The 13,835-nt window shown below is 74.1% G+C and carries 10 protein-coding genes and 1 pseudogene; 4 read left to right on the forward strand and 7 right to left on the reverse strand.

Features of this window, described 5'->3' with window-relative positions:
• Positions 1 to 44: 44 nt before the first annotated feature.
• Both rosag_RS12925 and rosag_RS25460 read right to left on the reverse strand, forming a co-directional pair.
• Positions 45 to 3,404, reverse strand: coding sequence for a serine/threonine-protein kinase (locus rosag_RS12925; RefSeq protein ID WP_284350564.1), 3,360 nt, complete (start codon positions 3,402 to 3,404; stop codon positions 45 to 47).
• Between the two features lie 12 nt (positions 3,405 to 3,416).
• Positions 3,417 to 3,698, reverse strand: a pseudogene (locus rosag_RS25460) (zinc ribbon domain-containing protein); the annotation flags it as partial.
• A gap of 187 nt (positions 3,699 to 3,885) precedes the next feature.
• Here rosag_RS25460 and rosag_RS12930 point away from each other — a divergent pair.
• Positions 3,886 to 4,404: a PEP-CTERM sorting domain-containing protein gene (locus tag rosag_RS12930; protein WP_284350565.1), complete on the forward strand. Its 519-nt coding sequence runs from the start codon at positions 3,886 to 3,888 to the stop codon at positions 4,402 to 4,404.
• Positions 4,405 to 4,474: 70 nt separating this feature from the next.
• Here rosag_RS12930 and rosag_RS12935 read toward each other — a convergent pair whose 3' ends face one another.
• From rosag_RS12935 to rosag_RS12955, 5 genes are all read right to left on the reverse strand, one after another.
• On the reverse strand, positions 4,475 to 4,960 hold the full coding sequence (locus rosag_RS12935) for a hypothetical protein (protein WP_284350566.1): 486 nt from the start codon (positions 4,958 to 4,960) through the stop codon (positions 4,475 to 4,477).
• Between the two features lie 160 nt (positions 4,961 to 5,120).
• Complete coding sequence (gene gyrB, locus rosag_RS12940) at positions 5,121 to 7,076, reverse strand: DNA topoisomerase (ATP-hydrolyzing) subunit B (RefSeq protein ID WP_284350567.1); 1,956 nt, start codon at positions 7,074 to 7,076, stop codon at positions 5,121 to 5,123.
• Positions 7,077 to 7,289: 213 nt separating this feature from the next.
• Positions 7,290 to 7,610, reverse strand: coding sequence for a DUF721 domain-containing protein (locus tag rosag_RS12945; protein WP_284350568.1), 321 nt, complete (start codon positions 7,608 to 7,610; stop codon positions 7,290 to 7,292).
• Between the two features lie 59 nt (positions 7,611 to 7,669).
• A complete protein-coding gene (recF, locus tag rosag_RS12950; protein ID WP_284350569.1) occupies positions 7,670 to 8,896 on the reverse strand; it encodes a DNA replication/repair protein RecF in 1,227 nt (408 codons plus the stop codon).
• A gap of 8 nt (positions 8,897 to 8,904) precedes the next feature.
• Positions 8,905 to 9,684 carry an enoyl-CoA hydratase-related protein gene (locus rosag_RS12955; protein WP_284350570.1) on the reverse strand — a complete coding sequence of 260 codons (780 nt, stop codon included), beginning with the start codon at positions 9,682 to 9,684 and terminating at the stop codon, positions 8,905 to 8,907.
• Between the two features lie 105 nt (positions 9,685 to 9,789).
• Between rosag_RS12955 and rosag_RS12960 the strand changes: the two genes are divergently transcribed.
• The 3 genes from rosag_RS12960 (at position 9,790) to rosag_RS12970 (ending at position 13,812) form a co-directional block, all read left to right on the forward strand.
• On the forward strand, positions 9,790 to 10,869 hold the full coding sequence (locus tag rosag_RS12960) for a DNA topoisomerase IB (protein ID WP_284350571.1): 1,080 nt from the start codon (positions 9,790 to 9,792) through the stop codon (positions 10,867 to 10,869).
• A gap of 328 nt (positions 10,870 to 11,197) precedes the next feature.
• A complete protein-coding gene (gene mtnA, locus rosag_RS12965; RefSeq protein WP_284350572.1) occupies positions 11,198 to 12,325 on the forward strand; it encodes an S-methyl-5-thioribose-1-phosphate isomerase in 1,128 nt (375 codons plus the stop codon).
• Complete coding sequence (locus rosag_RS12970) at positions 12,322 to 13,812, forward strand: FGGY family carbohydrate kinase (protein WP_284350573.1); 1,491 nt, start codon at positions 12,322 to 12,324, stop codon at positions 13,810 to 13,812. The genes mtnA and rosag_RS12970 overlap by 4 nt, the downstream gene beginning before the upstream one ends.
• The last annotated feature ends 23 nt before the right edge of the window (positions 13,813 to 13,835 follow it).

Consider the following 13,835-nt stretch of genomic DNA (forward strand, 5'->3'; position numbering starts at 1 on the left):
GGGCGCCCCGAAGAGTCGGGGCGCCCGCGTCGTCACGTCGAAGGTCAGCCCTGACAGCCGGAGCTGCTGGAGCTGCTCAGCTGCTGGATGGAATTGATCTGCCAGGTCGCGCCGCTGCGCACGAGGCGCATGCGCACGCGCGTGACCTGCGTGCACGGCCGCTTGTTCGCGGGATTGTTGTAGCTCACGGAGAGCGACATCTCGCCGCTGCCCGTCTCGCCGTCGATGGGCGTCACCTGCACGTCGCTCGCCTGCGCGTTCAGGTTGCCGACGGCGCCGAACATCGCCTCCCATCCGCGGCGCACGTTGGTCGGCATCGACGGGAACGCGCGCTGCAGCTCGCCGATGCTCCGCGCGCCGATGGCGCTCACGTACGCGGACATCGCGCGCTGCATCCCGGCACGGGACTCGTTCGCGGCAGCGGCGTTGACGAGCGGCGAGTCCGTGGTGGGCACGCGCGGCGGCGCGGCGGGTGTCGGCGTGGGCGCCGGAAGCGTGGCGGTGGGCGCCGGGCGTGCCGCGGCCGCGGCGAGCGCCGCGCGCCGCGTCGAGTCGGCCACACGTCGGGCTTCGGCCTCGCGCCGTGCGTCCTCCTCGCGGCGTGCCTCGGCTTCACGCTGCGCCTCCGCCCGGCGACGCTCCTGCTCCTCGCGGCGCGTCTCGGCCGCCGACTTGGCCGGCGGCTCCTCCTTCGCCTTCGGTGGGGCCGCGGGCGTGGGCGCCGTGGCGACCGGCGCCGGCGCTGGCGGCGGTGTGGGTGCCGGCGACGCGGCCGGCGCCACGATCGAGTCCGCGGTTGGCGGCGACGCGCTGTCCGCCGTCGCGACCATTCCCGACTGACCTTGCGGCGCCGAGGCGTTCACGGGCGCCTCCGGCTCGCCGCTCGCGAGCCACCAGGCGATGATGGCGACGAGCGCCGCGGCGACCCCGGCGCCGATCAGCCGCGGCGACAGCGGACGCGCGGGCACCGGCGCCTCCACCGTGGTCGGCGGGAGCGACGCGGCGACCGGCTCCGCGACGGGCGCGGGCGGTGTCGGTGCCGGCTCTCGCGGCGCGACCGGCGCCGGCGGCGCGACGGGCATCGACTCGCGCGGCGTCAGGCGCGGCATCACCTGGAACTGCGTGACGTCGAGCTTGTGCGTCGGGCGCGGCGGCGGCTCGTCGGGCACGACGGGCGCCGGCGCGGGCGACGCGGCGACCGGCTCCTCCACGGCCGGCGTCTCGAGGACGGGCGCGGGCGCGACCGGCTCCGGCTCCGGCGTCAGCGCCGCGACCTCCACCGGCACCGTCGGCGGCTCGGGCGTGCGGACGGGCGGGGCGGCGGGTGGCGCGGGCGGTGGCGGCGGGGGCGGGAACAGCTCCGTCACCGACGAGACCATCACGCCCACCTCGGCCGTCGCCTGCTGGCCCTCGCACTCCACCGTGACGACGCCGACGCCGAGCCCGCGCGCCTCGACCTCGCCGTCGGGCGTCACGGTGAGGACCTTCGGGTCGAGCGTCGTCCAGCGCAGCGGGCGGTCGAGCGTCGCACCGCGCCGGTCGCGCACGATCGCCGACAGGCGCGCGCGCTCGCCGACGTGCAGCGCGCCGATCGGCGACGAGAGCGTGAGCGACGCGACCGCGGCCGGGCGCACCTGCAGCGCGACGGTCGCGTCATGGCCCGAGGACTCCGCGCGGATGGTCGCGCTGCCGGCGGCGAGCGCGCTCACCACGCCCTCACGGTTCACGGTCGCGACGTCGGGCGCGCTGGACCGCCAGCCAACCATCGCGTCGTGCAGCACGCGTCCGCGCCCGTCGAGCGCGCGCGCCGTGAGGTGCGAGCGCTCGCCCACCTCCAGCGACGCGTCCGGCGCGGTCACCTCGACCGACGCAACGGCGGCCGGTGCGACGCGCAGCGGCACCTCGTGCGTCAGCGCATCCACCGTGACGCGCAGCGTCGTCGTGCCCGGGTTGACCGCGTCCACGGCGCCGTCCGCGACGACGGCGACGTCGGCATCGTCCACGCTCAGCGTCACGGGCACGTCCATCGCCGCGCCGCGCCGGTCGCGCACGGTCACCACCGGGCGCCACGACTCGCACGCGCGCAGCCGTGCCGGCGGTGCGTCGATCTCGATGCGGTCGGGGCGCGGCGCCTCGACGTCGAGCGCCGTCTCGCCCGTCGCGTCGCCGGCCGTCGCGCGCACCATCGCGCGCCCCGGCGCGAGCAGCGTCACGCTGCCCGTCTCCGCATCCACGCGCAGCACACCGGTGTCGTCCGTCGCCCACTGCACCGCGACGTCGGGCATCGGCTGCTCGTCGCTTCCGATCACGATCGCGGACGCCTGCAGCGCGTCGCCCGCCTCCCAGCGGCCATCGGGCAGCGTCACCTGCACGCTGGCCGGGACCGGAGCCGGCGGCTTGGGCGGCACCGCGCCCGCCATCACCGCGAGCGTCGCACGCAGCGGATCGTCCTCGCCCAGCGGGCCGCCGCCGAGCGCGGCGACCGCCTGCGCGATGCTCGGGAAGCGGTCGACGGGGTCCTTCGCGAGCATGCGCATCACCGCCGCCGCGACTTCCGGCGGACAGTCCGGCGCGAGCTCCTCGAGCGGCGTCGGCGTCTGGCTGATCTGCGCCTGCAGCACGACGAGGCTCGGCCCCGTGAACGGCAGCTGGCCCGCGAGCAGCTCGTACGCCACGAGGCCGAGCGCGTACTGGTCCGCCGACGCCGTCACCTTGACGCCGAGGCACTGCTCGGGGCTCATGTACGACGGCGTGCCGATGAGCACACCCGTCTGCGTGTGCCCCGTCGCCTCCGCGACCTTGGCGATGCCGAAGTCGGTGACGATCGCGTCGCCGTTCGTGTCGATGAGGATGTTCGCCGGCTTGATGTCGCGGTGGATCACGCCGCGGCGGTGCGCGTACGACAGCGCGCTCCCCACCTGGAAGAGCGCCGACTGCACCGCGGCGAGCGGCAGGCGGCGCACCTCGTGGAGGATGCGGTCGAGCGCGCGCCCCTCGACGTACTGCATCACGAAGCAGTGCAGGTCGTCGACGTCGCGCACCGAGTGGATGGTGACGATGTTCGCGTGCGACAGGTTCGCGACCGTCACCGCCTCCTGCTGGAAGCGCTCCACCATGCCGTGGCCGCTCAGCAGCGACGGCGACATCACCTTGAGCGCGACCCAGCGGTCGAGGCGCAGCTCGCGCGCGAGGTACACCGCCGCCATGCCGCCGCGTCCGATCTCGCGCTCGATCGTGAACTCGCCGCGCAGCGCGGCCTGGAGGTGCGCCGCGACGTGGCGCCAGCTCGTGTGCCGTGCGGAATCGGCCGCCGTGTCGGGCGTCGGAGATCGGTCGCTGGTCGCGGGCGTGCTGCCGGCGCCGTAGGCCGGCGTGGACGGGCCGGAGCGCACCGCGACGGGCACGCCGCAGCGCGGGCAGAAGCGCGCTTCCGGGGTGACGGGCGCGCCGCACGACGCGCACTCCGTGACCACGGGTGTGCCGCATTCGCTGCAGAACCGCTGGCCGGGCTGGATGGCCGTCCCGCAGCGGGTGCATCCCAGTGCCGTTCTCATGCGCGCGCACTCTCCCGCCGACCAGTGCGGCCTCGCGACGCGGCTTCGAGGCGATGTGCCGGCGCGTGAAAGGCCCGGGCGCCCGCCCGGTCCCCTCGTCGCGCCGGTCGGACCGTCGCGGACGGCCCTCGCAGATGCTTGCATCCGCACCACGGTTCGGCAAGAGCCGGGTTGCGGCCCACCCGCGGCGGGCCGCGCGGATTACGGTGTCGTCAGCCTCGGCGCGTTCGGGTCGCGGCGCGCTCGCGCCTGTCTTGCCGCCCGGGTCGGAGGCACGTACCGTGGCGCGGTCGACCATCCGGCCACCATCCAGATACGAGGAGCGTGTCGCATGCGCGTCATCCGCCCACTGCTCGCATGTGCGGCACTCGTACTGTCCACCGCGCGTCCGGCCCGGGCGCAGACCCTCACCCTGGTGCTCGAGCAGCCGCTCGTGACGGGCGTGGTCGCGCCCTCCGCGGTGTCGTTCGTCGGCACGCTGACCAATACGGGCACGACGACGCTGTTCCTCAACGGCACGACCGTCACGTCGTCGCTCTCCGTGGACGTCACGCCGTTCCTCGCCAACGCGCCGACGAGCATCGCGCCGGGCGCGATCTTCACGACCGAGCTGTTCCGGGCGCTGGTTCCCGGCGGCACCGCGTCCGGCAGCTACGGTGGGACGTTCTACGTGCTCGGCGGCCCCAGCAACACGGCGTCGAGCGTCCTCGCCAGCGCGTCGTTCGACGTCGGTGTCGGCGCGGCGACCAGTACCGTCCCCGAGCCGGGCACCACGGCGCTGGTGGCGAGCGGCGTGGCCGCGCTCGCGCTGGCACGCGCGCGACGCCGCGCGAGACGCCGCGGCGCCTGACCGCGCAGGCACGACGACGAAGGGCCGGGGAGATTCCCCGGCCCTTCACGTTCTCGATGCCCGTGGCCGCTCAGGGCAGCTTCGCGTTCGGATAGCGGCCCTTCACGTTCGCGAGCGGGCCGAAGCTCGCCCGCTCGACGACCTTCGTGGTCGGCGAGTATGCGACGACGAAGGCGCCCGGCTCCGGCGCCTGCGCGAAGCGCATCGCCACGATGTAGACCTTCAGGTCGCCCTCGGCGAACTGCACCTCGGCGTCGGTGCCCTGCATCTCGCCGAAGCGCGTCAGGATCCGCCCCGACATCTGATTCACCCCGTCGGCCGACTGCATGCTCTCGCGCAGCCGCGGGCCGGCATGGGCGAAGGCGCTGTCGCCCCGGGTCGTGAAGATCCAGTCGACGAACTGCCGCGGGAAGGCGAGCGAGTCCGGCGCGGCGTCCTTCGAGACGGCGATCTTCGAGGCGGCGGCGGGCGCGGCCTGCGCCCGGAGCGCGGCGGGGGCGAGGGGCAGCGCGGCGAGCACGCCGGCGGCGAGGGCGAGGCGGAGGGTTCCGGCCATGGGGCGGGGCGGTGGGGAGGGTGCGACGGTGCGCGTCACCGTGGCGCGCGGAGCCCCTACGGCGGCTGTTGTTCATCCGTTTCGTGTCGGGCGACCGGACGCGACGAGGGGGCGGACCGCATGGCGGTCCGCCCCCTCGCTCACCCCGCCTGGTGCGTCCTCAGACGTCCAGGTTCGACACGAAGCGCGCGTTGGCCTCGATGAACTCGCGCCGCGGGTCGACGTTGTCGCCCATCAGCGTCGAGAAGATCTGGTCGGCCAGCACCGCGTCCTCCATCGTGACCTGCAGCAGCGTGCGGGTCTCCGGGTCCATCGTGGTCTCCCACAGCTGGTCCGGGTTCATCTCGCCCAGCCCCTTGTAGCGCTGGATGTTGATGTTCTTCCCGTCGTTGCCGCCGAGTCGCGTCATGTACTCGTCGCGCTCCTTCTCGGCGTAGGCGTAGTACACCTCCTTCCCCTTGGCCACCCGGTAGAGCGGCGGCTGGGCGATGTACATGTAGCCCGCCTCGATCAGCTCCGGCATCTGCCGGAAGAAGAACGTCAGGAGCAGCGTGCGGATGTGGGCGCCGTCGACGTCGGCGTCCGTCATGATGACGATCTTGTGGTAGCGCGTCTTCGTGAGGTCGAACTCGTCCTTGATCCCCGAGCCGATCGCCGTGATGATCGTCCGGATCTCCTCGTTCGACAGCACCTTGTCGATGCGCGCCTTCTCGACGTTGATGATCTTGCCGCGCAGCGGCAGGATCGCCTGGTACGCGCGGTTGCGCCCCATCTTCGCCGAGCCGCCGGCGGAGTCGCCCTCGACCAGGTAGAGCTCCGAGCGCGACGGATCGTCGATCGAGCAGTCGGCCAGCTTGCCCGGCAGGTTGCCGACGTCGAGCGCGCTCTTCTTGCGCGTGAGGTCGCGCGCCTTGCGCGCCGCCTCACGCGCACGCGCCGCGCTGACCGCCTTCTCGATGATCGCGTTGGCGACCTTCGGCGTCTCGTCCAGGTACTGCGTCAGCAGCTCGTTGACCACCGAGCGCACCGCGCCCTCGGCCTCCGAGTTGCCCAGCTTCGTCTTCGTCTGGCCCTCGAACTGCGGCTCGCGGACCTTCACCGAGAGCACCGCCACCAGCCCCTCGCGGACGTCGTCGCCGGTGAGGCGGATGTCCTTGTCCTTCTTGTTGAGGGCCGACGACTTCTCGATGTACTTGTTGATGACGGTCGTGAGCGCGCTCTTCAACCCCGTGAGGTGCGTGCCGCCCTCGTGGGTGTTGATGTTGTTCACGAACGAGAACACCGACTCGGCGTAGCTGTCGTTGTACTGCATCGCCAGCTCGATCCCGATGTTGTCGCGCTCCGTCTCGATGTAGACGACCTGGGCGTGCAGCGGCTTCTTGTTCGCCGCCTGCGTCAGGTGCGCCACCATCTCGCGCAGGCCGCCCTCGGCGTGGAACGTCTCCTCCTTCTCCTCGCCCGGCCGCTCGTCCTTGAGCGTGATGGTCACGCCCTTGTTCAGGAACGAGAGCTCGCGCAGGCGCGCCTGGAGCGTGCCGTAGTCGTAGATCGTCGACTCGGTGAAGATCACGGGGTCCGGCTTGAACCAGACCTTGGTGCCCGTGTCCTTCTTGGCCACGTCGCGGAGCGTCTTGAGCTTCGTCGTCGTGTCGCCACGCGCGAAGTCCATGTAGTGCTCCTTGCCGTCGCGCTTCACCCAGACCTTGAGCGTCTCGGAGAGCGCGTTGACGCACGACACGCCGACGCCGTGCAGGCCGCCGGAGACCTTGTAGCTGTTCTTGTCGAACTTGCCGCCGGCGTGCAGCACGGTCATCGCCAGCTCGACGCCGGGCAGCTTCTCCACGGGGTGCACGTCCACCGGGATGCCGCGGCCGTTGTCGGTGACGCTGATCGAGTTGTCGGCGTGGATCACGACGTCGACGCGGTTGGCGTAGCCGGCCAGCGCCTCGTCGATCGAGTTGTCGACGACCTCGTAGACGAGGTGGTGCAGGCCGCGGGGGCCCGTCGAGCCGATGTACATGCCGGGGCGTTTCCGGACCGCCTCCAGCCCCTTGAGCACCTGAATCGAGCCCGCGCCGTACTCGGTCGGCGTCGGCTTGTCCGTCGTCTTGGTCATCCGCAACCCCAGTGGTCGAACCGCACCGCGGCACCCCCACGCCGACGCCCCTCGGACGAGGGCGCGCGGGCGCTTGCCGGACGGTACGGGAAGCCTCGAAATGTACCCCGCGGGCGGCCCGAACGCAACCCGATGGTCCCGGCCTAACTGCTTGTTCCCCAACGCATTACCGGCAGCCTCCAGCGGCCGCCGCGAGGCCCCGGGAACGTGACCTCAGTCGCGCTTGAGCGTCAGCCGGATCCGCTGCACGGGCGGCCGCTCCGGGTGCGTGTTCAGCGCCCGCAGGAGCTCCGGCTCCAGCAGCGACAGCTCGGTCATCCAGGCGTGGCTCTGCACCGCCACCCACAGCGTCCCGTCCACGCTCACCGACAGCGGCTCGGTCACCGCGGCGATCTGCGCCCCCACCAGCGTCGGCCACTCGGGGACCACGGACGCCTGCGCCACGCGCTGCTCGATCCCCGCATCGGCGAGCACGCCGGCCAGGAGGTCGCCGAGGAGGGAGGGGCGGGGATTGCGGGAGTTCGGCTGCGACATTACGGCGACTTCGGGACTGCGGGGCGGGAAGGGTCCGGGAAGATACGGCCGCGGCCGGCTCAGAGCGACAGGACGCCGTCCTGGATCCCGGCCCGCGGCAGCCGGGTCAGCTCGGGCGGGACGTCGCTCGCCCGCGGCACCACCAGCAGCACCTGTCCCAGCCCGGCGTCCCCCAGCAGGGCGAGGATCCGGTGGGCGCGGCGGGCGTCCAGCTCCGCGAACGGGTCGTCCAGCAGGAAGAGCGGCGCGCTGCCCACGTGGTCGCGCAGCGTCGCCGCCTCCAGCATCCGGAGCGCGATGGCCGCCGTCCGCTGCTGCCCGGCCGACCCGAACAGCCGCAGGTCGCGGCCGCCCATCGCCAGCTCCAGGTCGTCGCGGTGCGGGCCGGCGTGCGTGAGCCCGCGCTTGAGGTCGAGCGGGCGCTTGTCGGCCAGCGCGCGCTTCAGCGCCTCGCGCGCGCCGTCCACCGAGTCGTCGTCACCCGCGACGTGCGGCACGTCGAGCGCGGTCGCGTAGCGCAGCCGCATCGGCGACCGCTCGCCGATCGCCGCGCACAGCTGCGCGAACGCCTCCGCGTGCTGCCGCACCCAGCGCCGCCGCTCGGTCCAGAGCACGGCGCCGTGCTCCGCGAGCTGCGGCTCCCACACCGACGCCCGCCCCTCGCCGCGGCCGCTGCGCATCGCGTCGCGCAGCGCGGCGTTGCGGCGCACGAGCGCGCCGCGGTAGGCCTGCAGCGCCGACAGGTAGCGGCGCGACGTCAGCGCGAGCGCGACGTCCAGGTAGCGCCGCCGCTCGCTCGGGCTGCCCGCCACCAGCACGACGTCGCCCGGCGAGAAGATCACGCTCGGGACCGCGCCCAGCGCGTCGCTCAGGCGCGGCACCTCGGCGCCGTCGATGCGCACGCGCTTGCGCTTGGTCGCGCGCTCGAAGCCGACGCCGACCTCGCGGTCGATCACGCGGTCGGCGCGCGCGGTGCCCGCCTCGCCCGCGGGCACCGCGACCTCCGCCGACACGTGGAAGCCGACCGCGCCGAAGCGCACGAGGTCCGCGTCGCGCGCGCCGCGCACGGAGCGCAGCAGCTCCAGGTAGTAGACCGACTCCAGCAGGTTCGTCTTGCCGTGGCCGTTCTCGCCGACGATGGTCAGCCCGTCCGGCGGCACCGCGAGGTCGACGCGCTCGAGGTTGCGGAAGTCGCGCACCACCAGCCGCCGCAGCTCCACGCGCGGCACGCGCACGGGCGCGGTGGGCGACGGCGCGTCCTCCACGCGCGGTGCGGCGTCGCCCACGACGGCGGTCAGCGCCCGCGGAACTGCGGCGCGCGCTTGGCCAGGAACGCCGACGTCCCCTCGGCGCGGTCCTCGGTCGCCGCCGCGAGCCCGAACGCGTTGGCCTCGAACTGCTGCGCCTCGTCGAACGCGAGGTCGTAGCCCGCGTTCACCGCCTCGATGCAGAGCGCGAGCGCGAGCGGCGCGTTCGCCGTCATCGCCGTCGCCATCGCGCGCGCGCGGTCCAGCAGCTCGGCCGCGGGCACGATGGCGTTCGCGAGCCCGATGCGGTGCGCCTCGGTGGCGTCGATCATCTCGCCGGTCAGCAGCAGCTGCAGCGCGCGCCCGCGGCCCACCAGGCGCGCCAGCCGCTGCGTGCCGCCGTAGCCGGGGATCAGGCCGAGCTTCACCTCGGGCTGCCCGAACTTCGCGTGCTCCGACGCGAGGCGGACGTGGCAGGCCATCGCCAGCTCGCAGCCGCCGCCGAGCGCGAAGCCGTTGACCGCGGCGATGGTGGGCTTGGGCGACGTCTCGAACTTCCGGAACACCTCCTGGCCGAGGCGCGCGCGCCGCTTGGCGTCGAGCGGGTCGGCCTGGCCGATCTCGGAGATGTCGGCGCCCGCGATGAACGCGCGCCCCGCGCCCGTGAGGATGACCGCGCCCACGTCCTCGCGCTCGCGCAGCTCGTCGATCGCCTGGCCCAGCTCGCGGATCACGAGGTCGGCGAGCGCGTTGAGCTTGTCCGGCCGGTTGACCGTGAGCACGGCGATGCGGTCGGCGACGTCGAGGGTCAGCGTCTGGAAGGCCATGGCGGGGAGTGCGGTCGAGGGGCGCGGGGCGTCCGGCCGGACGCCGATTCTCGGGGGCGGAAAGCTACGCAGGCGGACCGCAATTTGCTTCGGTCCGCCTAAGTCATGGCGCACCAATGGATTCTGCGCAGAGGCACGAAGCGGAGCGGCTTCCGCTACGTGGCGCCGGGCGGGAAGCCGGCGTCGGCGGCCGCGCGCGCGCGCGCCGAGGCGCTGGCCATCCCGCCCGCGTGGACCGACGTGCACGTGGCAACGTCGCCATCGGCCGCGGTGCAGGCGTGGGGCTACGACGCGAAGGGGCGCAAGCAGTACCGCTACCACGAGCGGGCGGCCGAGCGTGGCCAGCTGCGGAAGTACTACCGCGTGCGGCAGATGGCGCGCGACCTCCCGGCGATCCGCGATGCGCTGTCGCGCGACGTCGGAAGCGCCCGCCGCCGGAGCGCCACCGCGCTCACCAAGCAGCGCGTCGCGGCGGGCGTCGTGCGGCTCATCGGCGAGGCGTTCTTCCGCGTCGGCAACGAGCGCTACGCGCAGGAGAACCGCACCTTCGGCATCGCCACGCTGCGCAAGCGGCACGTGAAGCGGCTCGCCGACCGCGTGGTGTTCGACTACGTCGGCAAGGAGTCGATCCGCCAGCGCCAGACGGTGTGCGACCCGACGCTGGTGGCGCTCGTCGACGCGTTGCTCGAGACGCCGGGGCCGCGCCTCTTCCGCTATCGGGACGAGTCGGGTGCGTGGGTGGATCTGAGCGCGCGCGACGTGAACGAGTACCTGCACGACGTGCTCGCGGTGCCGTACACGGCGAAGGACTTCCGCACCTGGGGCGGCACGCTGCGGCTGGCGACGATCCTGGCCGACATCGGGCCCGCCGGCACGGAGCGCGAGGCGAAGCGGAACGTGAACCTCGCGCTGCGGCTGGTGGCCGCGGAGCTGGGCAACACGCCGACCGTCTGCCGGCAGTCGTACGTGCATCCGATGGTGGTCGCACGCTACCTGGACGAGGGCGTGACGATCGCGCCCTTCCTGCCGCGGCGCACCGCGAGTCGCGCCGGCGCGCAGTCGCCCGAGGAGCGCGCGCTCATCGGCTTCCTCGATCGCTACTTCCCGGAGCGGCGCACGACGAAGCGCGAGCGACGGCGCGCGCGGCGTGAGGAGGCGAGCGACCGGCGCGAGCTCGCGGTGTGACGGCGGCCTGCGGACTGCGGACTGCGAATCGTCTCCCGGGGCCCGTCGGCGCGGCGGACCCCGTTGCCCATTGGAGGGACGCGGATGCTCCGGATGCGGCGGATGCTGCGGATCGTTCCGTGTGGCGGCGACGTCCCATGTGCTACAGGGAGCGATCCGCATGATCCGTTTCATCCGGAGCATCCGTATCCTCTCCAACAGTCGAAGGGCCCGGGCGCGACGTCGGCCGCCTAGGTCGTGGAGAATAACCCGCAGTCCGCAGTCCGCAGTCCGCAGTCCGCAGCGCCCGCCTCGCCGAACGCCCGCCCCGCGCGCTAGACTAGCCCGCGTGTCCACCGTCCAATCCATCGGCTGGTCGCCCGCGTGCGACGCCCTCCGCATCCTCGACCAGCGCGAGCTGCCGCACGCGTGCGTCGAGCGCGACCTGCGCACCGTCGACGAGGTGTGCGACGCGATCCGCACGCTCGCCGTGCGCGGTGCGCCCGCCATCGGTGCCGCGGGCGCGATGGGGCTGGCCGCGGCGATGACGCCGCGCGCGGACGAGGCGCGCGACGCGTGGACCGCGCGCCTGCGCGATTCGGCGGCGCGCATCCGCGCCGCGCGGCCCACGGCGGTCAATCTGCCCTGGGCCGTCGACCGCGTGCTGGCGGCCGTCGCGGCGGCGGACACCGACGGCGCAGCCAGTGCGGCGACGCTCGCGGCCGCGCTGCGCGACGCGGCCGACGCGATCCTCGTCGAGGACCGCGCGATGTGTCGCGCCATCGGCGAGCATGGCGTCGCGCTCCTCCGCGACGGCGCGCGCGTGCTGACGCACTGCAACGCCGGCGCGCTCGCGACGTGCGGCATCGGCACCGCGCTCGCGCCGGTGTACGTCGCGCACGAGCGCGGGCAGCGCGTCGCCGTCTGGGCCGACGAGACGCGGCCGCTCCTCCAGGGCAGCCGGCTGACCGCGTGGGAGCTGGCGCAGGCCGGCGTGCCCGTGACCGTGATCGCCGACGGGATGGCCGCGGCGCTGCTGCGTACCGGCACCATCGACGCGGTGCTCGTGGGCGCGGACCGCATCGCCGCCAACGGCGACGCCGCGAACAAGATCGGCACCTATGCGCTGGCGCTCGCGGCGCGCGCGCACGGCGTGCCGTTCTACGTGCTCGCGCCCTCGTCGACCGTCGACGTCGCGACGCCCGACGGCGCGCGCATCCCGATCGAGGAGCGCGATCCGGACGAGGTGCGCGCGCCGATGGGCCGCGCCGCCGCGCCAGCGGGCGTCGCCGTCTGGAACCCCGCGTTCGACGTCACGCCGGCGCACCTCATAACGGGCATCGTCACCGAGTCCGGCGTCGTCCACCCGCCCTACGACTTCTCGACGCTCGGCGCTCCGCGCTCGGCGCTCACTCCGTCGGGCGAACGGGCCGAGCGCCGAGCACCGAGCGCCGAGCGACACGGAGCACAGTCGTGACCACCATTCTCGCCATCGACCAGGGCACCACCGGCACCACCTGCCTCGTCGTCGATGCGGCGGGGCGCGTGCGCGGGCGCGGCTACCGCGAGCTGGCGCAGTCGTATCCCGCGCCGGGACTCGTGGAGCACGACCCGCTGGAGATCCTCGCCACGGTGCGCGCGGCGGCGCGCGAGGCCATCGCCGCCGCGGGCGCGCCGCCGGCCGCGATCGGCATCACGAACCAGCGCGAGACGGTCGTGCTCTGGGAGCGCGACACGGGACGTCCCATGCATCCCGCGCTCGTGTGGCAGGACCGGCGCACGGCGGCGCGCTGCGCGGAGCTCGCATCGCGCGCGGCGTTCATCGGCGAGCGCACGGGCCTCGTCGTCGATCCATACTTCAGCGCCACGAAGCTCGAATGGCTGCTCTCACGCGACGACGCGCTGCGCGCGCGGGCCGAGCGGGGCGAGCTGGCCGCGGGGACGATCGACACGTGGCTGATCTGGCAGCTCACCGGCGGCCGCGTGCACGCCACCGAGCCCACCAACGCGTCGCGCACGATGCTCTACGACCTGGAGCGCCGCGCGTGGAGCGACGAGCTGTGCGCGCTCTTCGGCGTCCCGCGGGGGATCCTCCCCGAGGTGCGGCCGTCGCTCGGCGACTTCGGAACCGCCGTACCGGACGTGCTGGGCTTCGCGGCACCGATCCTCGGCGTCGCGGGCGACCAGCAGGCCGCGCTGTTCGGGCAGGGCGGGTGGGAGACGGGCGTCGCGAAGAACACGTACGGCACCGGCGCGTTCCTCCTGCGCAACTGCGGCGGCGTGCGGCCGGCGGGCGGCGGCGGGCTGCTCACCACCATCGCCTGCGGTCCGACGGGCGAGCCGGTCTACGCGCTCGAGGCGTCGATCTTCATCGCCGGGGCGGCGGTGCAGTGGCTGCGCGACGGCCTCGGGATCCTCGACTCGGCCGGCGAGAGCGAGGCGCTCGCCCGCTCGGTGGCGTCCACCGACGGCGTCTACTTCGTGCCGGCGCTCACCGGCCTCGGCGCGCCCGACTGGGAGCCCGCGGCGCGCGGGACGATCGTCGGGCTGACGCGCGGCACCACGCGCGCGCACCTCGCCCGCGCCGCGCTCGAGGCGATGGCCTACGCCACCGCCGACGTGCTGGACGCGATGCGCGCCGCGGCCGCGGGCGACGGCGCGGTCGACGGCGCGCCGCTGCGCGTGGACGGCGGCGCGACCACCAACGAGTGGCTGGTGCAGTTCCAGGCGGACGTCCTCGGCGCCGTCGTCGAGCGGCCGGCGCAGGTCGAGTCGACCGGGATGGGCGCCGCCGGACTGGCCGGGATCGCGGCGGGCATCTGGCCGGACGCGCCGGCGTTCCTGGCGTCGCGCCGATTCGCCCGCTTCGCGCCAGGCGAGGGGCGGGCGGCCGCGCAGGCCGGGCGTGCAGGCTGGCGGCGCGCCGTGCGCGCGGCGCTCGCCTGGGCGCGCGACGACGCCTGATCCGGGCGGAACCCGCGAGGGGC

This window comes from Roseisolibacter agri (genome assembly GCF_030159095.1).
Classification (GTDB): Bacteria; Gemmatimonadota; Gemmatimonadetes; order Gemmatimonadales; family Gemmatimonadaceae; genus Roseisolibacter; species Roseisolibacter agri.